Genomic DNA, 24,128 nt, shown 5'->3' on the forward strand with positions numbered 1-24,128 from the left:
AGCATGTCAGCCCAGGGCACGTGGCTGGTAGCGGGGCCAGTTGGAGGTGTCCACGGTGTAGCCCCACGCGGCGGCGTGCGCGAACCAGTCGGCCGGCAGCCAGGTGCGCCCCACCAGCTGGGGGTGCCCGGGCATGTACCGGGTCGCCCACATGACCAGCACCAGCTCCGCCCACTGGCCGCGCAGCTTCCACCGCGCCGAGCCGGAGGCATTGGCCGCCGCCATCACCACCTCACCCACGCCGGTCAGCTGCACCTCCTGCACGTCGGCGAAGGCGATCGGCATGACGCCCTCACCCGTACCCAGGTAGATGCCGTGAGTGGACACCGTCAGCCGGGCGTAGGCCAGGTGCCGCCACTTCTCCACGGCGTCGGCCTCGGCCGCCCGCTTGCGCCGGGAATTCAGATAGGCCTGCCCGCCGAAGAAGGCGGCGGTCAGCGCCAGCCCCACCGGCCCGCCGGCCAGGAAGAAGCCCCGGGAGGGGTTGTAGGTGGCGTCGCCACGCCGCCACACCAGCATCTCCGCATCGCAGGTGGCCAGCATGACCTCCTCACCGGAGAAGGCGGCGCGAATGGGATCGACCATCGGGGAGACGGGGTTGGGGCGGCGTCCCGCCCGCAGTGCGGTGAGCACGCCGGCGGTGTTCCACCACACGAAGTCCTGCCCGGTCCAGGGCCGCTGCGGCGCCGGATGTGACGGGGCGGCGGGAACGACGTCGGCGGCCCGGGCGGGCACCAACTCGCCCGCGCCCGGCCCATGCGCGGCCGCACGCGAGGAGTGATCGTCTTCGGGCCGGAACGACCCCGGTGGCATAGGGGTGCCGGTCATGCGTCCCGCGTGGCGCGCTCGGCGTCGTCGGCGTTGGGCGTCTCGGCCTCGCCGGACCCGATGTTCTCGGCGGCGGCGGAGGTTCCCGGCACCATGTCCTCGGCGCGGCGCAGCAGGTCGCCGGCGGGCTCCCAGTAGGACAGCCCCACCAGGGTGCGCCCGTCGAAGGTGAGCGACGTCAGTGAGGCGAGCGCGCACTGGCGCCGCCGCGGGTCGTGGGCCAGCGGTCGCCCCTCCAGGTACAGGCGCAGCGCCCAAACGGGCAGTTGATGGGACACCAGCAGGGCCTCACGCCCCTCGACCTGCGGGATCGCCGCGCGGACGGCATCGCTCATGCGGGCCACCAGCTGTGTGTACGGCTCCCCCCAACTGGGGCGCAGCGGGTTTATGTAGTAGCGCCAGTTCTCGGGGCGCGCCAGAATCTTCCGGTCCCGGTTCACGGGCACGCCCTCGAAGTGGTTGTCGGCCTCGATCAGACGCGAGTCGCTGGTTGGGGTCAGGCCGAAGGCGGCCGCGGTGGGGGCGCCGGATTCGCGCGCCCGCTCCAGCGGGGAGGTGATCACGGCGGCGATGTCGTGACCGGAGGCGGACAGGACGTCGGCTACCTGGTCGGCCATCTGCCGGCCGAGCTCGGAGAGGTGGTATCCGGGCAGGCGCCCGTAGAGCACGCCCTCGGGGTTGTGGACCTCGCCGTGCCGCATGAGGTGAATGGTGGTACGCGCCATGTCGCGATTCTTGCACGCCCCGATCGACGCTGGCGACGCCGGCCCGGCACACTCCGCCGACGGGCCCGCCCGCCACCGCGGCCTGCGCGCCCCGACGACGCCGCCCTGTGCGCACCGTGCACCACCGCCCGGCGTCCCGTATGGTGCATCCATGACGACTCGCAGCGCATGGGGTCTCGGCCTGGCGACCGTGACCGACGACGGCAACACCCTGGATGTCTGGTATCCGCGGCCGGTCCTGGGCGAGGCGCCCGACGACGGCGACGCCGACCTGCTGGCCACGCTCAGTTCCATGGAGCGCCGCGACCCAGCCCGCGGCGTGCACACCACGATGGTGCGCACCTCCGCCGACCTGGACGACGCCCCGCAGACGGTGGCCGGCGCCTACCTGCGCCTGCACATGCTCTCTCACCGCCTGGTGCGCCCGAACACGATCAATCTTGACGGCCTCTTCTCCCGCCTGCCCAACGTGGTGTGGACGTCGGCGGGCCCCTGCGCGGTGGAGAACTTCGAAGCCACGCGCATCCGCCTGCAGGCCTCCCTCGGCCGGCCCGTGCAGGTGCTGTCCGTGGACAAGTTCCCGCGCATGACCGACTACGTGCTGCCCTCCGGGGTACGCATCGGTGACGCCGCGAACGTGCGTCTGGGCGCCTACCTGTCCGAGGGCACCACCGTGATGCACGGCGGCTTCGTCAACTACAACGCGGGCACGCTCGGACGCTCCATGGTGGAGGGCAGCATCGCCCAGGGCGTGGTCGTCGGCGACGGCTCCGACATCGGTGGCGGTGCCTCCACCATGGGTCTGCCCTCGGGCGGGGACGGACGCCGGGTGGCGCTGGGCGAGCGCTGCCTGTTGGGCGCCAACTCGGGCCTGGGGATTCCGCTCGGCAATGACTGCGTGGTTGAGGCCGGCCTGTTCGTCACCGCGGGCACCCGCGTGTCGCTGATGCCGCAGGGCGGGGTGGTGCCCGGCTCGCACGGGCTGTTCAAGGAGCCGCGCGTGGTGGCGGCCAGTGCGCTGGCGGGCGCGTCGAATGTGCTGTTCCGCCGCAACTCCCAGTCCGGGGCGGTGGAGGCGCTGTCCCGCGGCGGCAAGAGCATCGAATTGGATCCGCAGACCGCCTCCCGGTAGGGACTCGCAGGCCTCGCCGTGAACCGGGGCCCGGGCACCGCGGCGTTCACGCCCGTACCCCCTAAACGACCATTCTGCGAAACGTCGCCGGTCGCCATACAAGACGTACGCCCACCGACGCCCAGCATTTTGTGACACGCGTTACGATAAGCGTGTACCTGAACACCCACGGGTGACGCCCGCAGGACATCGTCGTCGAGGGGAGCTCTGATGCCCGCACAAACCCGCTCCCACACCCCGGACGCCGGCACCGCTGCACCGGCTGGCGCATCGCAGGCGCCCCCGCGCGGCGATCTGCCCGCACCGCGTCCGCAACACCGGCACCGCGTGTCCTACACGGCGCTGAAGACGACCATGGCGATCACCGGCACCATCATGGCGCTGTTCGTGCTCGTCCACATGATCGGCAACCTCAAGGCATTCCAAGGCGCCGAGTCCTACAACAACTACGCCGCCTGGCTGCGGGAGATCGGCTACCCGCTCGTCCCCCACGAGGGCGTGCTGTGGATTCTGCGGCTGGTGCTGGGCACCTGCCTGATCCTGCACGTGACGGGAGGCATCACCCTGTGGAGGCGCGGACGCAGCGCCCGCGGCTCCTTCCGCAGGCAGAACATGCGCCCGCGCACGCTCGGAGCCCGCAGCATGATCATCACCGGCGGCCTGATGCTGGTGTTTATCGCGGTGCACCTGCTCGACCTGACCATCGGCCGCCTGGTGGCGTCCGGCGGCTTCACGGCCGCCACCCACTCCGACGGGCAAATGACCGCCTACGCGTACGAAAACCTGATCGCCAGCCTGTCGCGCCCGCCCATGGCGATCTTCTACAGCCTGATCATGCTGCTCATCGGCGTGCACCTGGCGCAGGGGCTGTGGTCGGTCGTCAACGATCTTGGCGGCACCGGCACCCGGCTGCGCCGCGTCTGCCTGGTAATCGCCATCGCCGTCGCCCTGGCCATCGCCATCTGCAACGGCATGCTGCCCCTGCTGGTGCTGAGCGGAGTGATCGCATGAGCCCTGTACCGCCCCCGGTCGACAACCTCTACGACGTCGGCCCCGATCTGGACCCGCACCTGCCCGACTACCCGCCCGAGCAGGCCTGGACGCGCCGGCGCGACGAGTACCGGCTGGTCAATCCCGCCAACCGGCGGCGTCTGACCGTGATCGTCGTCGGCACGGGCCTGGCCGGCAGCGGGGCCGCCGCCACCCTGGGCCGCCTGGGCTACCGGGTGGAGTGCTTCAGCCTGCACGACCTGCCCCGGCGGGCCCACTCCGTGGCCGCGCAGGGCGGGATCAACGCCGCCCGCGCCCGCAAGGTCGACGGCGACTCCCTGAACCGGTTCGTGAAGGACTCCGTCAAGGGCGGCGACTACCGCGGCCGCGAGGCCGACGTGGTGCGCCTGGGGATGGAGTCGGTGCGGGTCATCGACCACATGTACGCCATCGGCGCCCCCTTCGCCCGCGAGTACGGCGGCCAGCTGGCCACCCGCTCCTTCGGCGGCGTGCAGGTGTCCCGCACCTACTACACGCGCGGGCAGACCGGCCAGCAGTTGGAGGTCGCCTGCGCCCAGGCGCTCCAGGAGCAGATCGCCGCCGGAAGCGTGCACATGCACGCCCGCGCCGAGATGCTGGATCTGATCGTCGCCGACGGCCGCGCCCAGGGAATCGTCACCCGCGACCTGCTCACCGGCCAAATCCGGGCCTGGACGGCGCACGCCGTCGTGCTGGCAACCGGCGGCTACGGCTCCGTCTTCCACTACTCCACTCTGGCGATGGCCTCCAACGCCTCGGCCACCTGGCGGGCCCACCGCCGCGGCGCGGCCTTCGCCTCCGCCTGCATGGTGCAGTTCCACCCCACCGCCTTGCCGGTCAGTTCGCACTGGCAGTCCAAGACCACGCTGATGAGCGAGTCCCTGCGCAACGACGGGCGGATCTGGGTGCCCAAGCGGCCCGGGGACGACCGACCCCCGAACGACATCCCCGAGGACGAGCGCGATTACTACCTGGAGCGCAAGTATCCGGCCTTCGGCAACCTCACCCCGCGCGACGTCGCCTCCCGCAACGCCCGCGAGCAGATCGAGTCCGGGCACGGCGTCGGCCCGCTGCACAACTCCGTGTACCTGGACTTCCGCGACGCCCTACAGCGCCTGGGCAAGCCGGTGATCGCCGCCCGCTACGGCAACCTGTTCGACATGTACCTGGACGCCACTGGCGAGGACCCCTACGAGGTGCCCATGCGCATCGCCCCGGGTGCCCACTTCACCATGGGCGGCCTGTGGGTGGACTTCGACCAGATGTCCACCGTCCCGGGCCTGTTCGTGGGCGGGGAGGCGTCCAACAACTACCACGGCGCCAACCGGCTGGGTGCCAACTCCCTGCTGAGCGCCTCCGTGGACGGCTGGTTCACGCTGCCGCTGTCGGTGCCGAACTACCTGGCCGGGCTGGTGGGCACCGACGTGCTCGCCGACGACGCCCCGGAGGTGACCGCCACCCTCGCCGATGCCCGCACCCGGGTGGAGCGGCTGCTGGCGGTGGGCGGCACGCACCGACCCGTCTGGTTCCACCGGCGCCTGGGCGAGATCCTGTATGCCGACTGCGGCGTGAGCCGCTCGGAGGCGGGACTGCGCCACGGGCTGGAGCAGGTGCGGGCGCTGCGCGAGGAGTTCTGGGCGGATGTGAAGATCGTCGGCGGGCCCGAACGGCTCAATCAGGAGTTGGAGAAGGCGCTGCGGGTGGCCGACTTCCTGGAGCTGGCCGAGGTGATGATCCTGGACGCACTGGATCGGCGTGAGTCCGCCGGGGCGCACTTCCGGGAGGAGTACGCCACCGCCGAGGGCGAGGCCAAGCGCGACGACGCCGACTGGTGCACCGTGTCCGCCTGGCTGACCGACGCCTCCGGTCGGCACACGCGCCGCAGCGAGCCGCTGACCTTCTCGCTGGTACCGATGCAGGTGAGGGATTACCGATGAGAGTGGAACTGGAGATCTGGCGGCAGGACGGGCCACGCGCCCGCGGCCGCTTCGAGTCCTACACCGTGGACGACGCCGAGCCGGAGATGAGCCTGCTCGAGCTGCTGGACCGCCTCAACGACCAGATCATTGAGGGCGGCGGCGAACCGGTCGTGTTCGAGTCTGACTGCCGCGAGGGCGTATGCGGCATGTGCGGCTTCCTGGTCAACGGCAAGCCGCACGGACCGTTGGACAACACCCCCGCCTGCCGCCAGCACCTGCGGGCCTTCCCCGGAGTGACACACTTCCGCCTGGAGCCCTGGCGCTCGGCGGCCTTCCCGGTCATCCGCGACCTGGTGGTGGACCGCACCGCCCTGGACGAATTGATCCGCGCCGGTGGAACGGTGGACGTGGCCGCGGGCACGGCGCCCGACGCCGACTCCGTGCCGCAGCCCTATCAGCAGGCCGAGCAGGCGCTCGACTTCGCCGCCTGCATCGGCTGTGGTGCGTGCGTGGCCGCCTGCCCCAACGGTGCGGCCATGTTGTTCGCCGGGGCGAAGCTGGCGCATCTGTCGCTGATGCCGCAGGGGCGCCACGAGCGCTCCCGGCGGGCCCGGCGCATGACGCAGGCGGTGGGCGAGCTGTTCGGCCCCTGCTCGCTGTACGGGGAGTGCGTGCCAGCCTGCCCGGCGGGCATCCCGCTGACGGCGATCGCAGCCCTGAACCGGGAGGCGCTGCGGGCCGGCCTGCGCGGGCGCAGCCGCGACAACTGATCTTCGGGCACTGCCATACCCTGGATGGGCTTTCAGCCACACAGGAAACGGACAATAACCTCCGACGAAGGTAAACACTATTGCTCGATGATTTACGCTACACCATTATCACGAAAAAAGCAGTCGGCCAGCCAGCAGCATAAACACAGGTAATGACCACATAGTGAGCTATCAACCAGAACTTCTAGACACCCTTCGTCCCACGACATAGTATACGAGCTGTCGGAACAAGCCGACAACCTACCACCCTGAGGAGGAACGACAATATGAGTGACACCGATATCGTCGCCGAGGTAATGAGCGACATGCGCAGCCGCAATGCGGACCGCGCGCCACACGGATGCGGAGGCGTCTGCATCGGAAAGACACAGGGCTAGCACCGCAACAACGCGATATAGCCCGGTGGGCGCACCGAGACGATCGGTGCGCCCACCTCACTATTGCAGCGCAACACAGGAGATCAATCATGCCGTCCCTGAGCTCCCCTCAGTTCCACACAACTCAAGCAGCCTCACTATACAAATCTTTCCGACAAGTCGCACCGAAACATAATCCGGCACCTACAGAACAGACACGCTCCCCGCTAGAGGAGGTAGTGTTCAACGTATCAGAAGGATGCAATCTTGCATGCAGCTATTGTTTCGCAGGGATGGGAACATACGGCAGCCCTACGAGCCGATGGATGACCACGAACACTGCTCGCAAGGCAGTTAGGTTCATAACACGACGGGGAGTCCCAAAAGTCGTTAAGTTATTCGGCGGCGAGCCATTCATGAACATGCCGGCTTGCTCAGCAATCGTCGACGAATTCTCGTCCTTGTTCGAGCAAAGTCAAATCGATACGACACCGACATACGTCACGGTCACTAATATGACGATTTGGAATCGTCGCATCGAGGCCTTCATTAATAACTCAAAAGTAAAGGTTACGGCTTCGATAGACGGACCCAAGAGCATACATGACCTTCACCGAACATACTCAAATGGACGCGGCAGCTTTACCACCGTCGACCGCAATATCCATATTATGCAAGACATGACCGGCGAACCGTCAGCGCTGGAATGCGTATACACCCCATCGCATCTAGACGCAGGAATCTCCCCTGCATACCTTCGAGACTACCTTTCAAATAGGTATCATATTAACGATATCATCCTGGTTCCAGTAATTCCGACTGACACCTTACCCTCAAATGAAGGCCAATCATGGGCTCAGACATTGCGGCAGTTGGGCGAGGACTATTCGCGCAGCATTCACGCGAGAACAAACAGCGGCGATAGCAACGCGCAGCTTGAGCTTGACTCGTGGATCCAGCAGATCACGATACCCAAACGCAGCAACTATTGTGGAATGGGCACATCATCTTTAACCATCGACGCAGAGGGACATCTCACCCCTTGCTACACCCTCATCGGCAAAGAGGGCTGGACACAAATGCAAGATATCGACAACCTTTCTCCGCACCTCCCAGATGAGTTGCAAACACGAGTCTCACGTATCAACAAGGACAATGACAGGGTGTGTTCCGAGTGCGCCATTAGAGATTGCTGTTGGGGATGTCCAGGCGCGCAAGTTAATACATCAGGGGAAATTGATACCGCCTATTCCTCGTCATGCGAGTTCATGATCGGGTTTATCGAGGGACTCATGCTTGAGTTTGCCAGGAAGGATTGACGTCGTGCATTTGTGGCGCCAGCGGGATTATGTCCTATGGCTTATCGGAGATACGGCGGGCACGCTGAGCTCATCAATGCGAGTGTTCGCCGTACCTCTGGCTACCTTCTACGTCACACACTCAGCGACTGCGGCAGGATTCATTACCGGACTGACGTCAATCACGTTCGCTGTTCTGAGTCTGCCCGGCGGCGTAGTCATCGACGCCCACGACCGACGCCAGATGATCATGACCTACGCCGTTTCAGGGATGGCGCTACATGGAGTTTTCGGCGTACTCCTGCTAACCGGGCACACCCCGATACAAGTACTGATTGCATACGCCATCCTCAGTGGCGCCAGAGCCGGACTACTCGGCAACACAACAAACGTTGCCTTGAAGTCGGTAGTCAGCGACGATTCCCTAACTGAAGCGTTCGGCGCCAACCAAGCCCGCGACGAAATCGTCTCACTACTTTCAGGACCATTCGCGGGACTTATGTTCGCAATCTCGCCGGCACTCCCATTTTTCGTCGAGTTGCTCGGCGCTGCTACCCTTGCCGTGTCGTTCATGTTCATTCGTGCGCCACTGGCCGCACAAAATGACGAAGCCGCGAAGAGCGCAGACTCCCCTTTCGCTGATCTCCTCGACGGACTGCGCTGGGTGGCACACAACCCGGTTGTTCGCAGGCTCATCAGCGTGTCATTCCCGCTGACACTCGGTATGACGGGAATCGAAAGCGCCGTCATCATCCACTTGCAGGCCATCGGCACTCCCACCGGCACGGTCGGATTGGTCAGCGCCGGCGCCGGTCTGGGTGCGTTAGTGGGGGCGCTTTCAACCAGCGTAATCGCTCGCCGCTTCCCAACGGGCTGGACAATGATCTGCGGTTCACTGCTCATGTGCTTTTGCTACATACCCATTGCCTTCGTTTCTCACATCCCGCTGATTATCGCCAGTATCGGCTGCGCCGCCGCTTGCATCGCCGTGGTCAACGCCCAGTTCGGCTCTTACTTCATGCACATCGTTCCGGACAACATCCTCGGCAGAGCACTCGCGGTCAGTTCGTTAGTCGGTATGGGTTCCGGTGGCCTCGGCTCGATGTTGGCCGGATTCGGCCTGGGCTCATTCGACTTCCGACTGACTATCGTGGGGTTGTTGGCAGTCCTGGCGACTGCAGTCCCACTGCTGCTGTCTTCTTCACATCTGCGCGCAGTGCCATTGCCCGCGCAGTGGTCCACTGCCGAGCTTACCCAAGCCGCAGCTAGCTAGATCGCTGCGCACCGCACAAGTGCGGTCAGCTACTCGGGCTTGTGGGCAACCAGGGCGATGCCCACCATGTCCTGCTCGTAGCGCTTGAAGGTGCGGCGCATCGTTAGCATGCGCTGCCGTAGCTCCCGGTCGGCAATGACGTTGCGGGCGATGCGCGCAAAACCGCCCAGGCCCTCGTCGCGCAGGTTGCGGCCGAGCTTCATCAGCGCCATGGGGGCGGTGTCCACCCAGTCGACCACGAGGCCGGCCTCCTGTAGCAGCTGCCCCCAGGCGGCCGCCGTCATGGGGCGGGCGTTGACGTGGATGGCGCGCGCCAGGTCCTTGCGCAGCTCGGTGTAGCGGGCCTCGTCGATGTCGTCCGGAACCACGCCCAACTCATGGATGGCGTAACGACCTCCGGGACGCAGCACCCGGGCCGCCTCCGCGGCGATTGCCGCCTTGGCCTTGTCACCCTGCATGGTCAGCATGGCCTCGCCGATCACGACGTCGGCACTGGCATCGGGCAGGCCGGTATTGGCGGCCTCGCCCCGGCGGACACGTCCGCGATCGCCGACCACCGCGGCCACCCTGCGGGCGGCGTCGGGGTCCCGGTCGATGGCGATGTAGGAGGCCGGGTCGGCGGCGATGACCTCGGCCGCGGTGCGGCCCAGCCCTGGGGCGAGTTCGACGACGTCGGCGCCGGCCAGGTGGGCGTGCTCGAGCATGGCGGCGGACAGGGCGGCGCCACCTGGACGCAGGACGCGTTTGCCCGCGCGGGCGAGCACCCAGTGGCCGGGGGCGGTCGCGACGGGGCGGTCGGCGTAGGGCAGGGGCGGTTCGGGGGAACCCGGCCCAGCGGTCACGGGTTCGGTGGCGTCAGAAGCAGTGGTCTCGGCGGCAGATCCCTCATCGGTCATGGGAGCCAGTTTAGCCTCACCTCACGCCGGGGAGTACTGCCAGGGTCACGCTCCACCCTGGCCGCGCAATGTGCAGCTTCCGTGACGGCACCCTGCCTCCGGCCTTTTCATGGCAGACCGTCAAAATCGGTGACAAACACCGGAACCATCCGCTCGAGCCGATTCAGAAACCGCATGATTCCAACGATTCGCAAAACGCGATTCGAGGCCCGGGGCGCGTTTGTCCCCATCCGTGACAATGCGCTGCCGCCCGGCTGTCAAATGGCGGTGTAACCGCCGTCCACAGGGATGGCCGTGCCGGTGACGTAGGCGGAGGCGGGCGAGGCCAGGAACAGGGTCGCGGTGTCGAGCTCACCCTCCGCGCCGTAGCGGCCAAGCGGGATCGTGCGCTTGGCGTGCTCCTGGAAGAACTCGGATTCGAGCGTATCGGCGGTCAGCTCGGTGTAGAAGTAGCCGGGGCAGATCGCGTTGACGGTGATGCCGTACTTGCCCCACTCGGCCGCCAGCGCCCGGGTCAGGTTGACCATCCCGCCCTTCGCGGCGTGGTAGGGGGCGGACCCGGCCACCATATTGCCCACCAACCCGTACATGGAGGAGATGTTGATGATGCGCCCGTAGCCGGAGGGGATCATGGCCTTGTTGGCGGCGGCGCGGGCCACGCGGAAGGAGCCGAGCAGGTCGATGTCGACCTCGCTGACGAACTGCTCGTCGGTGATGGTCTCCGCCGGGCCGACTGCACCGGTGCCCGCGTTGTTCACCACGATGTCGAGCCGCCCGAACTTCTCCAGCGCCGCATCCACAACCGCCTCGACGTTGGCCGTGTCCGTGATGTCGCAGCGCAGGGCCAGGGTAGGTACCCCGTATTCCTCCGCGATCTCGGCGGCGACCGCCTCGATGCGGGGCACGCGGCGGGCGACGGCGACGATGCCGGCGCCGGCGGACGCCAGCGCCTTGGCCATCTGCACGCCCAGGCCGGAGGAGCAGCCGGTGACGAGGGCGACTTGCCCGGTCAGGTCGAAGTAGTTGCGGTCCATGTGTCCAAAAGGCCTTTCTATCGGGAGTTGCCAAGTGGCGGGGAGGTTCGGAGGGGCGGTGAACGATCCAGACGGCGCCGGACTCGATCGACAACGACCGCTCCGGACGCGACGCGAGCCTATGTGCCCAGGTCACCCTCTGGGAAGGATTGTCGTAATAATCCGCTCGGTATTCTCCCACCGGTACGACGCCGCCCGGGACTACCGGACGGCATCGGCGAGGGGCCGGTTTCGGCGCCCGGTGGCGACGACGGCGAGCAGCGCGGCGACGAGTCTGACGCCCAGCCACCAGAAGGCAGTACGGGTGCCGGCGGTGGTGGCCCGACGGTCGTCGGGGCGGGCGGCCAGGTGCCGCTCGAATGCGTTCGAAGCTGTCATCACTCTCCGGGACTAGACGCCGGGCCCACGCGTCTCCGTCCGCCGAGGTCAGTAGCGGTGAATGCCGCAGCTCTCCTTGATGCGTCGTATCCGCGGCGGGAGCTGGTCCAGCGGCATGTTTCGCGGGGCGTCGCAGGATCCCGCCGCCGCGGCAACCTCGTAGAACCAACATTTGTAGTCGATGAAGTCGAGGGTGGTCTGCAGCTCCTCCAGCTCGCGCAGTACCTCGCGTCGACGCGCCTGGACCATGCGACGGCGCGCTTCGATCGTGGAGTCCCCCTCGAAGTAGAGCCGCACATACTCACGGATCTCCTTGATGGGCATGCCGGATTTCTTCAGCCGCTCCACATACCGGATCCACTCCAGATCGTCCTCGGTGAAGCGCCGCGTTCCCCCGCCCGTGCGGGCTACGCCCGGAATGAGGCCCTCCCGGTCGTAGAAGCGCAGGGCCGACGTCGTCAGGCCGGTCTCCCGGGCGGCCTCCCCGATCGTGTAGGTCCGTTCCGCGACTGCGGCTGGAGTGCTCATACGGTTCATACCCCTTCGAATGTGACGACGACCGCCCGACGGCCGCTTGACCTGAAGCTCACTTCAACTTGAAGACTATCCCCATCGGCAACGTGCGCGGCTGCGGCTCCGCCGGGCCGAGCACGACCGCCGCTCTTGCGCAGTCCCGTCACAGCGGGACTGCCGACTGATGTTGTTCAAGGAGCACTCGTGTTCGTCATTGACCTGACCATCACCGAAGAGGTCGACGACGCCGTCGCGGCCGAGCACCTGGCCGCCCACCGGCGTTGGTTTGCCTCCCACGTCGAGTCCGGGGACTTCCTCCTGCTCGGACCCCGCCGGGACCGCTCGGGCGCCGGGATCATCCTCGCCCGCGCCGAGTCCCGGGCAGCACTCGAGGAGATCCTCGCCGGCGACGTCTACCACCCGGAAGGCGCCACCTATGAGGTCGCCGAGTTCAAGGCGACCATGGGGGCACCGGCCCTGGCCGACCTGCTGGAGTCCTGAGGCCGCGCCGGGCTCCGCCAGTACCTGGCAGCCGGTACCCGCGAACGCTTAGGTTCGTGGCCGGGCCATCCGAGCCGGTCTCCCCGGCAGGCCATGCTTCGCCCGGGGAGCTCCCCACCAAACCAACCAATCGCATCCGCTCTTCGAAGGAGTTCTCTTGAAGACCACCGTCCTTGTCTTCCACCCCCGCCTGAGTGCTGGCTCGCGCGTTAACGCCCGCCTGGCGCAGGCCGCCCGGGCCGCCGGCACCCCCGACACGCCCGTCGAGGTCCGGGACCTGTACGCCCTCTACCCGGACTTCCGCATCGACGTCGAGGCCGAGAAGGCCGTGCTGACCGCCGCCGACCGCATCGTCTGGCAGTTCCCCATGTACTGGTACTCAACCCCCTCGCTGCTCAAGCAGTGGGAGGACGACGTCCTGGAGCACGGCTGGGCCTACGGCTCCACCGGCACCGCCCTGCACGGCAAGGAGCTCGGCGTGGCCGTCTCCCCCGGTGCCCCCACCGAGCGCTACGACCACGAGGGCGCCTTCCATTACACGGTCACCGATCTGCTGCGTCCGCTGCAGGCGACCAGCAACCTGATCGGCACCCGCTTCCTGCGGCCCTTCGTCACCACCGGCGCCATGGCCATCTCCGATGCCGACCTGGAGGCTCAGGCCGACGCCTACACGGCATGGCTGACCGGCGAGGTGCCCGCGCTCGGCGACTTCGAGTAAGTCCGCTCTCCTCGGCCGTGGAGCCCCGCGGCCGAGGAGACTGCGCGGGGCCGCTTGTGCACGCTCTTGTCTGCACGCTGCTGCGCTGTGATTCGGACCGTATGTTGGCTCCATGACGGAACACCGTCCTCCCCCGCCGTGTTGTGATGCGCGATCGGAAACAGGAGGCACCGAGGCATGCCATTCATCGTCTCAAGGGTCAACTTCGAACTCAGCCCGGCACAGGAGAAGGAACTCAAGCAACGCCTGGGCAGGGCCCTCATACCCGTCTGGGCAGTAGGCGGGATGACCTTCGACCGGCGTCGTTTCGCCTAGGGGTGGGCATGTCTGTGGCTGCAAGCGGGCACGGGGCGCCCGAACAGGTTGGCCCCAAGGCGCTGATCACCCAGTTCACCGATCCCATGATGGGACTGTCATGGGAGTGTGAACCGGCTCTGCGCAGGGTGGAGACGCACTTCCCGGGTGCGGTCGACTTCGACGCCGCGATGGGCCTGCTGGTGCGCGACGTGTCCGACTTCATGACGCCGGCCGAGCGCACTCTGGATGCGGCCGCCGGCATCCGCGCCTACAACGCCAGGCTGGCGGATATCTACCGCGAGGAGGAGCCGCTCGCGGGTATGCCCATCAACATGGAGGGCTTCTCCCTGTTCTCCCCGGCCCGGCGCTCATCGCGCCCGCTCAACCTCGCCTATGAGGCGGTCCGGTTGATCGCCCCCGGCCAGGCGGAGCGTTTCCTCTACCGGCTGCGCTTCGCGACGGTCGTCGAATGCCGGCCCACCACCGCGACCGAGGAGCTGGTGGAGGTGGTGCGCGCCTGCGGCCTGGACATCGGCGCCTTCCTGGCGGCCTTCGACGGGCCGGCGGCCAGGGCGGCCCTGCGGGCGAGCCTCGAACGCCGAGCGGCCCTGGGCATCAGGGGTCTGCCCGCATTCATGATCAGCTACGGCGATGTCAGGATGCTGCTGGGCGGGGTCTGCGACTACGACGCCCTCGCCGCTGCGCTCGAGCGCGTCTCCGGCGGCCGGCTGCATCCGGCCGCCGTCAGCCCGACGACGACGGCGGTTGATCAGCTGTTGGCGGCCCCCCCGCTGCTGTCCGACGTCGAGATCGGCGCAGCCCTGGACCTGAGTGGGCCGGATCAGGCACGCGACTTGGCCGCTCCCCTCCTCGACGCCGGCCGTGCCCGGCTCCTTCAGGCACCACGAGGCTGGTTCATCGAGCGGGTGTGAGCGCGCCCCGTTTCATAGCGGGCATCGGCGGTCGGGGAAGCTTGGAGCCGCGGTAGTAGAGCACCGCGATCTGGGTGCGGTTGCGTAGGCCGAGCTTGGCCAGGATGGCGCTGATGTGATTGCGCACCGTGCCCTCGCTCAGGTGCAGCCGGTCCGCCGTCTCGGCGTTGTCGAGCCCCCCGCTGATGGCCTGAACCACCTCGTACTCACGCTCGGTCAGCGCGGCAAAGGCCGGAGGGCGTACGTCTCCGGGCGTCGCCGCACCCGTCGCCATCCCCATGGCGGCGGTTCGCTCGAGTACCCGCCCCTCCAGGACGCTCATCCCGGTCATGACACTCCGCAGCGCGGGGGCTATCTGCGCCACGTCCTGCTTGATCAGGTAGCCGCGGGCCCCCAGTTGCAGCGCCCGTGCAATGTACTCATCGTCGGCGAAGGTGGTCAGAAAGACCACCTTCGCGCCCGGATCCAGGGCGAGGATCTGCTCGGCCGCATCCAGGCCGTCGGCTCCGGGCATCTGTATGTCCAACAACACCACGTCGGGGTGCGCGTCTCGGAAACCGGCTACCGCCTCCAGGCCGCTGGCGCCCACACCGACCACGTCGATATCCGCCTCGGCCCCCAGGATCGTCGCCAGGGAATGGGCGAGCAGACGATCGTCGTCGACGATTAGTACCTTCACGCGGTCTCCTTCGGGATGGTGGCGAGCACCGTGAACCTCGGAGAAGTCAGGATACGGAGCGTTCCCCCCAGGGACTCGACCCGATCGGTCATGGAACGTGTGCCGAGCCCCATGCCGTCGGCGTCCGGACGTGCGCTCAGCAGCGGCTGTGGGGACTCGGCCCACGCCGGGACGGAGCCGTCGTTGGCGATCGTCAGCCGCCAGAATCCGGGGAAGTCCGCGACCGTCACCCAGGCGGTCCTCGCCTCGCCGTGGCGGGCGGCGTTGGTCAGGGCCTCGCGTGTCACCGCGACCAGGCAGCGCGTCACCAGTGCCGGTGGAGACGCGTCGGGAGCACAATCGACCCTCACCTGCGCGACGCCACAGCCCACAGCGAGCCGGTTGAGAGCCACGGCCAGGTCCTCGCCCGTGTCATCCAGGGCATGAACCCCTGCGCGCATGGCCGACAGCGCCTCGTCAGCTGTCTGCGCAATCTGCCTCAGTTCGGCCACCGCAGCCGAGTCATCCCGGTGGGCGGCTTGGGCGGCGTGCACCTGGAACAGCAGACGAGTGAGCAGGTGCCCGACGCCGTCGTGAATCTCCCGGGCAATCCGAGTGCGCTCCGACAAGGCCGCGGCACGCGTCTCGTACTCCTGAGCCTGCTCCAGCCGAGCCTGCGTCTCCTGCAGCGCGGTAACCCGATGCTGTAGATCGTCCCGAACGGCGTGCAAGGCGCTGCGGGCACGGTCCACCTGCCCGGTGCGCACCGCCAGCAGGGCGGCCACCGCCGCCAGGGCCGCCGCCACCGACACAACGGCCCCAGAATCGCGCCGCAGCGCCAACACCAGGGGTGCCACACAGATCACCGCGCCGCCCCATGCCCAACGGCCCCGATCCGAGACCGCCCCCACCAGCTCATAGACGGCCAGTGGCACTCCCACGGCGGCCGCAGAGTCCGCGCATCCCGCCAGCAGGTAGGCGGCCGGCAGGGCACCCACGGCCGGCCACCGCCCCCAGGCGGCACAGGTCCCACTGCAGGTGACGGCAACCAGGAACCACACGATCGTCGTCGGCGTGGGCATCCCGAACACCAGCACCAGGGGGACGCAGGCCGCCAGCACCACGGTCCTGTCCGTCAGCTCCCTCACGCACCGATTATCAGCCACGGCGGCGCGGCGAGTGCGCGGACGGTGACAGCCCCTGACATTTGTCACGACCGGGCCGCCACCTCATGACAGCAGGCACTTCCGGCACCGTGCCGCCTCGCGCAACCATGGCCCCGAACCCGATCGACGGGCGAAAGGAGACGACGTGTCCGACATGGCGGTGGTCGTTGATGACCTGGTCAAGCGCTACGGGGAGCTGGTAGCCGTGGACGGGCTGTCGCTGGAGGTCGCCTCGGGCGAGATCCTCGGGCTGCTCGGCCCGAACGGCTCGGGTAAGACCACGGCGATCAATTGCATACTGCAGCTGCTTACCTACAACCGGGGCGAGATCCGCGTATTCGGCGAGCCGATGTCGGCCACCGCCTACGAGCTCAAGCGGCGAATCGGGGTGGTGCCGCAGGAGGTGGCCGTCTTCGAGGAGCTCACAGTCCGGGAGAACATCGACGCCTTCTGCGCCCTGTACGTCTCCGATCGCGCCCGCCGTCGCGAGCTGGTGCAGGAGGCGATCGACTTCGTGGACCTGGGGCGGTTCGCCAGGTTCCGCCCCAAGAAGCTCTCCGGCGGGCTGCTGCGCCGCCTGAACATCGCCTGCGGCATCGTGCACCGCCCCGATCTAATCATCCTGGATGAACCCACCGTGGCCGTCGACCCGCAGAGCCGCAGCGCCATCCTCGACGGGATCAAACACCTCAACACCCGCGGCGCCACCATCGTCTACACCAGTCACTACATGGAGGAGGTGGAGCAGCTTTGCACGCGGATCATCATCATGGACCGGGGCAGGCAGATCGCCGGCGGCACCGCCAGCGAGCTCAAGGCGATGATCGGCACCGGTGAGCGCATCCGCGTGGAGGTCGTCTCCCCCGCCGAGCTCGGCGAGCGCGAGCTGGAGCAGGTGCGTCGAGCGGAGCACGTCCGCACCGTCACCTACGAGCCGCCCGAGCTGGTCGTCGAGTGCGCGCCGGGGGCGCACAACCTAGCCGACGTGCTGGCGGCACTGGCGGCGGTGGACGTGACTTGTGGCCGGGTGACCTCCGAGCCGCCGACCCTGAACGACGTGTTCCTGGAGATCACCGGCCGGGCGCTGCGCGATGAGGCGGCCTGATATGCCCACCGTCTTCCGTTACCAGGTGCTCCGACTCCTGCGCGACAGGATCCTGCTGTTGTGGACACTCGGTATGCCGATCGCACTGTCCCTGATGTTCATGATGATGTTCTCCGGGCTGGAGGCGGGTTACGCCGTCGACCCCATCCGGATCGGGATCGTTCATGATGATGCCTACGCGGCCGAGGCGGGATTGGGCGGCGCCCTTGACACCGTCTCCGCCGACGACGCCGAACTGCGGCTGCTCGATCCCGTGGCCTACGACACCGCGGAGCAGGCCGAGGCGGCCGTTCGCGACGGCGCGGTGGTCGGCTACATCGCGGTCCAGAGCGGCACGCCCGTGCTGCACCTGTCCCCGGAAGGCAATGACCTGTCCACCACCCCGGTACTGCGCGCCATGCTGGACACCTACGTGCACAGCCGCGACGAGATCACCTCGCTGATCGCCGCGGGAGCACCGCCTGCGGATGCCGCCGCCGCAGTACAGGACCGCCACGCATTCACCACCGAGGTCCAGGTCACCCGCGTGCCCGGAAAGCCCGAGGTGCCGTATTACTTCGCGCTGCTCGCCTTCACCAGCGGCATGGGTATGACGATCGCGGTAGTCGCCATCCGGGAGATCACCGCCCCTTCAGGGCCTCTGGCGGCGCGCCGCAACCTGGGGGCACTGCCGCGCTGGAGACTGCTCCTGGGGACGCTTTCCGCGGCCTGGGCATGCACCTGGGCCTGCCTGGTACTGGCATTCATATTCATGCGATTCGTGGTGGGTGTGGACTTCGGCCCCTACACGGCGCTGTGCCTGGTGGCCATTGGGGTCTCCAGCCTCATGGCCTGCGCCGCCGGCTCGGTCCTGGGAACCTTCCCGCGGATGCCGCCGGGCGGAGTGTCGGCAATCAGCTGCCTGCTGGCCCTGTTCTGCGGGCTGTACGGCACCGCCTCACAGCGACTGGCCAATGCCGTCGAACTCAGCGCTCCGCTGCTGTCTCAGCTCAACCCGCTGTGGCAGGCGACCCGGTGCTTCTACGGGCTGCTGTACTACGACTCCCTGGAGCCATTTACTCGCAGCTGCGCCGCGCTTGCGGGCATGACCGTCGTGTTCTTCATGATCGCCATGATCCGGATGCGGAGGACGAACCATGAGTACCTTTAAGACCTCGCTGCGGATTCTGGTGGCGCACCGCCTCTACATCCTGATCTACCTGGTGCTCATGAGCGCGGGCGCTGTCTTCGTCGGGACCGGCTCCGGCAACGCGACCGACGCCGGCGTCACCCAGGTGACGGCGGATGTTGCCGTGATCGACCGCGACGACTCCGCGGTATCCCGGGCACTGGCCGAATACGTGGGCTCCGTCGGCAACACCCAGCCGCTGGAAGACACCAAACAGGCACTCCAGGACGCCACCGCCAAGGACCGCATCCAGTACATCCTGATCATCCCCGCCGGCTTCGGCGAGGAGCTACAGGCCGCGGCCCAGGACGGAACCCAGCCGCCCGCCGTGGAGACCGTCGTCAGCTACCGGTCCTACATGGGCTCACTCATGAACGTGCACACCAACTCGTACCTGAACCAGGTCTACGACTATCTGCATGCCCTGAACACGGATGCCACCGGCCCCCAGTCCGCCGAACAGTCCGTGGAGCGGGCCGTGACCCTGGCAAAAGGTTCAATGCGCGGCGGCTCCGCCGCTCGGCTCATCACCCAAGACGCACTCCCTCTGCCGGAGTCCTTGAAGCTGTATACGCTGTTCTCACTGTTCCCGCTGACGGCCTTCTGCGTGGTAGCGATTGCGGTGCTCATGGCCTCCCTCAACCGACCTCCCGTGCACTCCCGCGTGTCTTCCGCGCCCGTGACCGGCCGCTCACGCGGCCTGGGGCTGCTGGGAGCATGTCTTCTAGTGGGTCTGGTGGCATGGTTGTGGTTCTTCTGCCTGGGCACTGCGGTCTTCGCCGCCGATCGCATCGTGGATGCGGCACCACGGCTGGGGGTGATCGGTCTCGCGCTGGCCGCGTATACCCTGAATGGAGTAGCCATGGGCTTCCTCGTGGGGCAACTGCGACTGGGGGAGAACGCCGCGAACGCCATCGCAGTCATCGGCGGCATGGCATTCTCCGTCCTAGCGGGCGCGTGGGCCCCCCTGGACATGCTGCCCGACGCCGTGATCTCGGTCGCGCGGCTCACACCCGGATATTGGGCTACCCTGGCCACCGGTGGCGCCTTCAACGCCGGCTCGACCTCCGCCCAGGTGCTCACGCCGCTGCTCGGGTACTGCGGGATATGCGCCCTGTTCGCCGTCGCCATCGGAGCGATCGGGCTGGGTGTCGGCCGCTCACGGGCACGTGCGGCGGTCTAACCAGACATCGAGTCATCGGCAGAAATGTCCATCGGTGCCCACTTTCACCGCAACCAGCCCATAGTTTCACGGCTCTTCGCGTTTGTGGGTGTGGTGGTTCGGGCTCGCGGGTGGTCGTGTTCGGCGCGGACGGGTCCGACTTGGTGGTCGTGTTCGGGACGATGAGGTCGTGCTCGGGCGTGCGGGAAGCGAGGTCGTGGGTCCTGCGCGGACGTTCTGAGGCTGACGACGACGTCACCGGCGGCGGGGATGTCCTCGGGGCGGTGTCACGGGCGTGGAGCGAGTGGGATCGAGGCCAGGGCGCGGTCGTTGGGTACGCCCCTTCGGCGTCTGCTACGCCAGTTTGGCCTCCGCTGAAGGGCCCAGACCCCTTCAGCAGACACCCAACCGGCGTAGTAAACAGGTGCTTCCGGTTTGCGGGTGTGGGGTCCGGCCGGGGCTGTGGTGTGGGGTGGTGGTCGGGGTGATGCGGTCGTGCTCGGGTCGGCGGGGACGTCGTCGGGCCGCCGAGGACGCTCTCCCGGGAGGCGTCCTCGAGGGCCGGGGCGTGTCCTCTAGCAACCCCGCCAGGGCATCCGGACCGGCTCGTCGTGCTTGTGGATGTGGCGGCCGGCGTGTCTCCGGGTGAGGAAACCGGTGGGCCTGCCGGTTCACCACGGTGACCGCCGCCCAGCTGTCACTGATTGCACCACTTTACCTGCCCGGACGCGAGTCGCCTGATGCAGATCGTTGAAATCATGCGGTTCTCTCGACCAAGTTCCCGGCACGTCCCAGCAAAGTGGTGCAATCTGTGACAGCTGGGAGCACCATCGGATGCTCACGGGCGCTGCGGTTTATGGGTGTGGTGGTTCGGGCCCGCGGGTGGTCGTGGTCGGGTGCGCTATTCGGCGTGCACCGGCCCGGCTAGGTGGTCGTGCTCGGGCGCGTGAGGTCGTGCTCGGGCGTCCGAGCAGCGATGTCGTGGGGCCTGCGCGGACGTTCTGAGGCTGACGAGGACTTGTGGCCGGCGGGGATGTCCTCGGGGCGGTGTCGCGGGCGTAGAGCGAGTGGGGTCAAGGTCAGCGCGCGGTCGTTGGGTACGCCCCTTCGGCCTCTGCTACGCCAGTTTGACCTGCGCTGAAGGGCCCAGAACCCTTCAGCAGACACCTAACCGGCGTAGTAAGTAAGCACCGAACCGGCGTAGCAGACCACGCCAGCGCAAAGCACGCCGACGAACCTCCTCCCGGCTCCACCCACACCCCCAAACGCGAAGCGCCCGTTTCACAATGAGACCGAGGCAAAACGGCGTAACCATGCGGGCCCCCGCAACGAACGCCCGATCCGCCACCGTCAAAGTGGCCCGAATGGACACTTTTCCGGCTCTTCCGGTTTGAGGGTGCGGTGCTTCCGGCGTGGTGGCTTTGGCCCGGGTTGTGGTGTTCGCGGTGGTTGTGGTTGAGGTGGTGAGGTCGGTGTGGGGCTGGCAGGGTCGTACTCGGGCTGATAGTGGCGTGTTCGGCCAGCGCAGGTCGTTGCCGGGCGTACAAGGACGTTTTCGGGCCGCCGAGGACGTCGTCGGGTTGGCGGGGACGTCGTCGGGTTGGCGGGGACGTCGTCGGGCCGGCGGGGTCGTGTTCGGGCTGGCGAGGACGTCCTCGGCCCGGTAGGGACGCCCTCGCCGCGGCCAGGCGGAGTGCTCGAGGACGCGGGTTATACCTCCACGGCGCCGGCTCGTCATGCCAGGCCTGGCTGCACTTGGCTGCCGATAGCTCCGGCGCCCGGGAGCGGGGCCGTCTGCTGCGCCACTTCCCGGTCTACTGCGCCGCTTCGCCGTCTGCTACGCCACTTCGGGGTTAACAACGCCAGTTAACCGTCTGCTGAAGGCCCCTGGGGTATACAGCAGAGCGTTAAGTGGCGTTGTTAACGCCCAGCCGGCGCACCAGACACCCCACGCCACCCACCCCACCCCATGCCATGTCCCAGGACATCGGCAGCACTCCTGCCGCAGCCCGAGACAACCACCACACCCCCAAACCGGAAGAACCACTTTTCCTCTCGGCACGTCACCCGGGACAAGCTCCTCAAAGCCGTCGGAGGCCGAGGCCAAGCCAGCGGGGTGGGCCGCCACACGGCGGCCCACCCCGGAGTGCTCAGAGCTGCGCGAAGATGCGACTCAGCCGAGGTTGGTGCGCAGGAACTCGGTGATCTTCTCCCACGGGATGGCGCCGTTCTCGCCGCCGTCGTACAGGTCGGTGTGGGAGGCGCCGGGGATGGAGACGAATTCCTTGTTGTCGCCCTGCAGGCGGGCGAAGGCGTCCTTACCCATGTAGTAGGAGTGGGCCGCCTCCCCGTGGACGATCATGACGGCGTTCTCGATCTCCTCGATGTAGCCGAGCAGGGTCGCGTTCATCAGTGAGGAGCCACCGATAACCGTCCACCCGTCGTTGGAGTTCAGGGAGCGGGGGTGGTAGCCGCGAGGCGTCTTGTAGTAGGCGTAGTAGTCCTTGACGAAGCCGGGAGCATCCTCGGGCAGCGGGTCCACTACCCCGCCGGCCAGGCCGTAGGTGCCGGAGCGGTAGTCGGCGGTGCGCTGGGCGGCCACGGATGCGCGCGTCTGGTTGCGGGCCTCGGCGGAGTTGGCGGAGTCGAAGTAGCCGTTCGCTGCCACCCGGCTCATGTCGTACATGGTGGAGACCACGGTGGCCTTGATCCGCGGGTCGGCGGCCGCGGCAGCCAGCGCCATGCCGCCCCAGCCGCAGACGCCGATGATGCCGACGCGTTCGGGTTCGACGTCGTCGCGCACGGACAGGAAGTCGACGGCGGCCTGGAAGTCCTCGATGTTGATGTCCGGGGAGTTCATGTAGCGGGGCGTGCCGCCGGACTCGCCGGTGAAGCTGGGGTCGAAGGCGATCGTGAGGAAGCCGCGCTCGGCCATGGTCTGGGCGTACAGGCCACTGGACTGCTCCTTGACGGCGCCGAAGGGTCCGCTCACGGCCAGCGCGGGCAGCTTGCCGTCGGCGTCCTTCGGCTTGTACAGGTCGGCGGCCAGGGTGATGCCGAAGCGCGTGTGGAAGGTGACCTTCTCATGGTCCACGGCGTCGGACTGGGGGAAGACCTTGTCCCACTCCTGGGTCAGTTCGAGGTTCTCGGTGCTCATTTCCTGATGCTCCGTTCTCTGTATCTGTGGCTGTGCGTGGCGCCCCGTTACGGTGCGTAGCGCCTCCGGCATCTAAATTAACCACTCGGGCAACATGACGCTAATGACCGTTTGTCATGCCTGACATGCCGTCTTGGCATATCTTGTTCGACATGGAGATACGCACACTGCGGTACTTCGCCGCCGTGGCCCGGGAGGAGAACATGACCCGAGCCGCCGCACAGCTGCACGTCTCGCAGCCGACGCTTTCGAAGCAGATGAAGGCGCTGGAGCGGGAGTTGGGGCACAAGCTGTTCGTCAGGCACTCCTTCAGCATCGAACTCACCGAGGAGGGCCGACTGCTGCGCGAACGGGCCGAGGATCTAATCGGCCTGGCAGACCGCATAGAGGCCGACTTCCTTACCCTGGGCGACGTCACCGGAGGCGACCTGTACCTGGGGCTGGCCGAGTCCTACCAGGTGGGTCTGCTCGCCCGCCAGCTCAAGCTGCTCAAGCAGGAGTGCCCCGGGCTGCGCTACCACGTCACCAGCGGCGACACCGAGCAGGTCACCGAGAAGCTGGACCGGGGCCTGCTCGACTTCGCGGCGATCGTCGAGGAGCCCGACGGCGAGCGCTTCAGCCGGTACGAGACGCTGCCCCTGCCCGTGGCGGACAGGTGGGGCGTGGTGCTGCGGCACGACGACGCCCTGGCCGGCAAGAAGGCCGTCACCGTGGACGACCTGGCGGGACTACCGCTCTTCTGCTCGGAGCAGTCCTGGGCACGGGACATCCCGGCCTGGGCCGGCAGCCGCATGGGCGAGCTGCAACTTGAGGGCACCTTCCGCCTGCCCTACAACGGCGCGGTCTTCGCCCGCGAGGGCCTGGGCTACCTGCTCACCTTCGACCGCCTGGTGGACACCAGCCCCTCCAGCGGACTGGCCTTCCGCCCGCTGGAGCCGGCACTCGAGTCGCGGATGTACCTCATCTGGCGGCGGCAGCAGGCCCAATCCCCCATGGCGGAGCGCTTCCTGGAACGGCTGCGCGCCTCGCTGGCCGACGACGACACGCTCGCACCATCCACTAGCCTGTCAGTGCGGCCGCGGTCGACCTCGAGAACACCAAGAAGGAGCTGAG

Annotated in this window: 23 protein-coding genes; 14 read left to right on the forward strand and 9 right to left on the reverse strand. The window is 67.5% G+C overall.

The window, feature by feature from the left end; translation table 11 throughout:
- Window positions 1-6: 6 nt before the first annotated feature.
- Together BN1056_RS13590 and BN1056_RS13595 are read right to left on the reverse strand one after the other, a co-directional pair.
- Window positions 7-828 carry a hypothetical protein gene (locus BN1056_RS13590; protein ID WP_244671735.1) on the reverse strand — a complete coding sequence of 274 codons (822 nt, stop codon included), beginning with the start codon at window positions 826-828 and terminating at the stop codon, window positions 7-9.
- On the reverse strand, window positions 825-1,553 hold the full coding sequence (locus tag BN1056_RS13595; RefSeq protein ID WP_210582095.1) for a histidine phosphatase family protein: 729 nt from the start codon (window positions 1,551-1,553) through the stop codon (window positions 825-827). The genes BN1056_RS13590 and BN1056_RS13595 overlap by 4 nt, the downstream gene beginning before the upstream one ends.
- A gap of 151 nt (window positions 1,554-1,704) precedes the next feature.
- On the opposite strand from BN1056_RS13595, the gene dapD reads away from it, so the two are divergent.
- The 6 genes from dapD (at window position 1,705) to BN1056_RS13625 (ending at window position 9,330) form a co-directional block, all read left to right on the forward strand.
- Window positions 1,705-2,685 (forward strand): 2,3,4,5-tetrahydropyridine-2,6-dicarboxylate N-succinyltransferase, encoded by a 981-nt coding sequence (dapD, locus tag BN1056_RS13600; RefSeq protein ID WP_210582097.1) that lies wholly within the window; start codon window positions 1,705-1,707, stop codon window positions 2,683-2,685.
- A 210-nt stretch (window positions 2,686-2,895) separates the two neighbouring features.
- The gene (locus BN1056_RS13605; protein WP_210582100.1) at window positions 2,896-3,696 is read left to right on the forward strand and encodes a succinate dehydrogenase cytochrome b subunit; all 801 of its coding nucleotides are present in this window, start codon (window positions 2,896-2,898) and stop codon (window positions 3,694-3,696) included.
- A complete protein-coding gene (locus BN1056_RS13610; protein ID WP_210582102.1) occupies window positions 3,693-5,651 on the forward strand; it encodes a fumarate reductase/succinate dehydrogenase flavoprotein subunit in 1,959 nt (652 codons plus the stop codon). The genes BN1056_RS13605 and BN1056_RS13610 overlap by 4 nt, the downstream gene beginning before the upstream one ends.
- On the forward strand, window positions 5,648-6,403 hold the full coding sequence (locus BN1056_RS13615; protein ID WP_210582104.1) for a succinate dehydrogenase/fumarate reductase iron-sulfur subunit: 756 nt from the start codon (window positions 5,648-5,650) through the stop codon (window positions 6,401-6,403). Before BN1056_RS13610 ends, BN1056_RS13615 begins: the two co-directional genes overlap by 4 nt.
- A 466-nt stretch (window positions 6,404-6,869) precedes the next feature.
- Window positions 6,870-8,078, forward strand: coding sequence for a radical SAM/SPASM domain-containing protein (locus tag BN1056_RS13620; RefSeq protein ID WP_280516481.1), 1,209 nt, complete (start codon window positions 6,870-6,872; stop codon window positions 8,076-8,078).
- A gap of 4 nt (window positions 8,079-8,082) precedes the next feature.
- Window positions 8,083-9,330: an MFS transporter gene (locus BN1056_RS13625; RefSeq protein WP_210582108.1), complete on the forward strand. Its 1,248-nt coding sequence runs from the start codon at window positions 8,083-8,085 to the stop codon at window positions 9,328-9,330.
- Between the two features lie 29 nt (window positions 9,331-9,359).
- Here the strand turns inward: BN1056_RS13625 and BN1056_RS13630 are convergent, their stop codons facing one another.
- From BN1056_RS13630 to BN1056_RS13645, 4 genes are all read right to left on the reverse strand, one after another.
- Entirely contained in the window at window positions 9,360-10,226 is an 867-nt protein-coding gene (locus BN1056_RS13630) for a class I SAM-dependent methyltransferase (RefSeq protein ID WP_210582110.1), read from the reverse strand.
- A gap of 257 nt (window positions 10,227-10,483) precedes the next feature.
- Window positions 10,484-11,260, reverse strand: coding sequence for an SDR family oxidoreductase (locus BN1056_RS13635; RefSeq protein WP_210582112.1), 777 nt, complete (start codon window positions 11,258-11,260; stop codon window positions 10,484-10,486).
- 201 nt (window positions 11,261-11,461) lie between these two features.
- Window positions 11,462-11,638 carry a hypothetical protein gene (locus BN1056_RS13640; RefSeq protein ID WP_210582114.1) on the reverse strand — a complete coding sequence of 59 codons (177 nt, stop codon included), beginning with the start codon at window positions 11,636-11,638 and terminating at the stop codon, window positions 11,462-11,464.
- Between the two features lie 48 nt (window positions 11,639-11,686).
- A complete protein-coding gene (locus tag BN1056_RS13645; protein WP_244671736.1) occupies window positions 11,687-12,166 on the reverse strand; it encodes a MerR family transcriptional regulator in 480 nt (159 codons plus the stop codon).
- 189 nt (window positions 12,167-12,355) lie between these two features.
- Between BN1056_RS13645 and BN1056_RS13650 the strand changes: the two genes are divergently transcribed.
- The 4 genes from BN1056_RS13650 (at window position 12,356) to BN1056_RS13665 (ending at window position 14,599) form a co-directional block, all read left to right on the forward strand.
- Complete coding sequence (locus BN1056_RS13650) at window positions 12,356-12,652, forward strand: YciI family protein (protein WP_244671737.1); 297 nt, start codon at window positions 12,356-12,358, stop codon at window positions 12,650-12,652.
- 157 nt (window positions 12,653-12,809) lie between these two features.
- On the forward strand, window positions 12,810-13,370 hold the full coding sequence (locus BN1056_RS13655) for an NAD(P)H-dependent oxidoreductase (protein WP_210582118.1): 561 nt from the start codon (window positions 12,810-12,812) through the stop codon (window positions 13,368-13,370).
- Window positions 13,371-13,547: 177 nt separating this feature from the next.
- Window positions 13,548-13,685 carry a hypothetical protein gene (locus tag BN1056_RS13660; RefSeq protein WP_210582120.1) on the forward strand — a complete coding sequence of 46 codons (138 nt, stop codon included), beginning with the start codon at window positions 13,548-13,550 and terminating at the stop codon, window positions 13,683-13,685.
- 8 nt (window positions 13,686-13,693) lie between these two features.
- Window positions 13,694-14,599, forward strand: coding sequence for a DsbA family protein (locus BN1056_RS13665; protein ID WP_210582123.1), 906 nt, complete (start codon window positions 13,694-13,696; stop codon window positions 14,597-14,599).
- Here the strand turns inward: BN1056_RS13665 and BN1056_RS13670 are convergent.
- Window positions 14,583-15,278 (reverse strand): response regulator transcription factor, encoded by a 696-nt coding sequence (locus tag BN1056_RS13670; RefSeq protein WP_210582125.1) that lies wholly within the window; start codon window positions 15,276-15,278, stop codon window positions 14,583-14,585. The genes BN1056_RS13665 and BN1056_RS13670 overlap by 17 nt on opposite strands.
- On the reverse strand, window positions 15,275-16,405 hold the full coding sequence (locus tag BN1056_RS13675; RefSeq protein WP_073328556.1) for a sensor histidine kinase: 1,131 nt from the start codon (window positions 16,403-16,405) through the stop codon (window positions 15,275-15,277). The genes BN1056_RS13670 and BN1056_RS13675 overlap by 4 nt, the downstream gene beginning before the upstream one ends.
- 172 nt (window positions 16,406-16,577) lie before the next feature.
- On the opposite strand from BN1056_RS13675, the gene BN1056_RS13680 reads away from it, so the two are divergent.
- Genes BN1056_RS13680 through BN1056_RS13690 form a run of 3 tightly spaced genes read left to right on the forward strand, consistent with a single transcriptional unit; the run spans window position 16,578 to window position 19,879 of the window.
- Window positions 16,578-17,528, forward strand: coding sequence for an ABC transporter ATP-binding protein (locus BN1056_RS13680; RefSeq protein ID WP_073329267.1), 951 nt, complete (start codon window positions 16,578-16,580; stop codon window positions 17,526-17,528).
- 1 nt (window position 17,529) lies between these two features.
- A complete protein-coding gene (locus tag BN1056_RS13685) occupies window positions 17,530-18,678 on the forward strand; it encodes an ABC transporter permease (protein ID WP_210582126.1) in 1,149 nt (382 codons plus the stop codon).
- Complete coding sequence (locus tag BN1056_RS13690) at window positions 18,665-19,879, forward strand: ABC transporter permease (RefSeq protein WP_210582128.1); 1,215 nt, start codon at window positions 18,665-18,667, stop codon at window positions 19,877-19,879. The genes BN1056_RS13685 and BN1056_RS13690 overlap by 14 nt, the downstream gene beginning before the upstream one ends.
- A 2,152-nt stretch (window positions 19,880-22,031) precedes the next feature.
- On the opposite strand, the gene BN1056_RS13695 is transcribed toward BN1056_RS13690, so the two are convergent.
- Complete coding sequence (locus tag BN1056_RS13695) at window positions 22,032-23,015, reverse strand: alpha/beta hydrolase (RefSeq protein WP_210582130.1); 984 nt, start codon at window positions 23,013-23,015, stop codon at window positions 22,032-22,034.
- Between the two features lie 152 nt (window positions 23,016-23,167).
- Between BN1056_RS13695 and BN1056_RS13700 the strand changes: the two genes are divergently transcribed.
- Window positions 23,168-24,127 carry a LysR family transcriptional regulator gene (locus BN1056_RS13700; protein WP_210582132.1) on the forward strand — a complete coding sequence of 320 codons (960 nt, stop codon included), beginning with the start codon at window positions 23,168-23,170 and terminating at the stop codon, window positions 24,125-24,127.
- Window position 24,128: the final 1 nt, after the last annotated feature.

This window comes from Actinomyces succiniciruminis (genome assembly GCF_900002405.1).
Taxonomy (GTDB): domain Bacteria; phylum Actinomycetota; class Actinomycetes; order Actinomycetales; family Actinomycetaceae; genus Actinomyces; species Actinomyces succiniciruminis.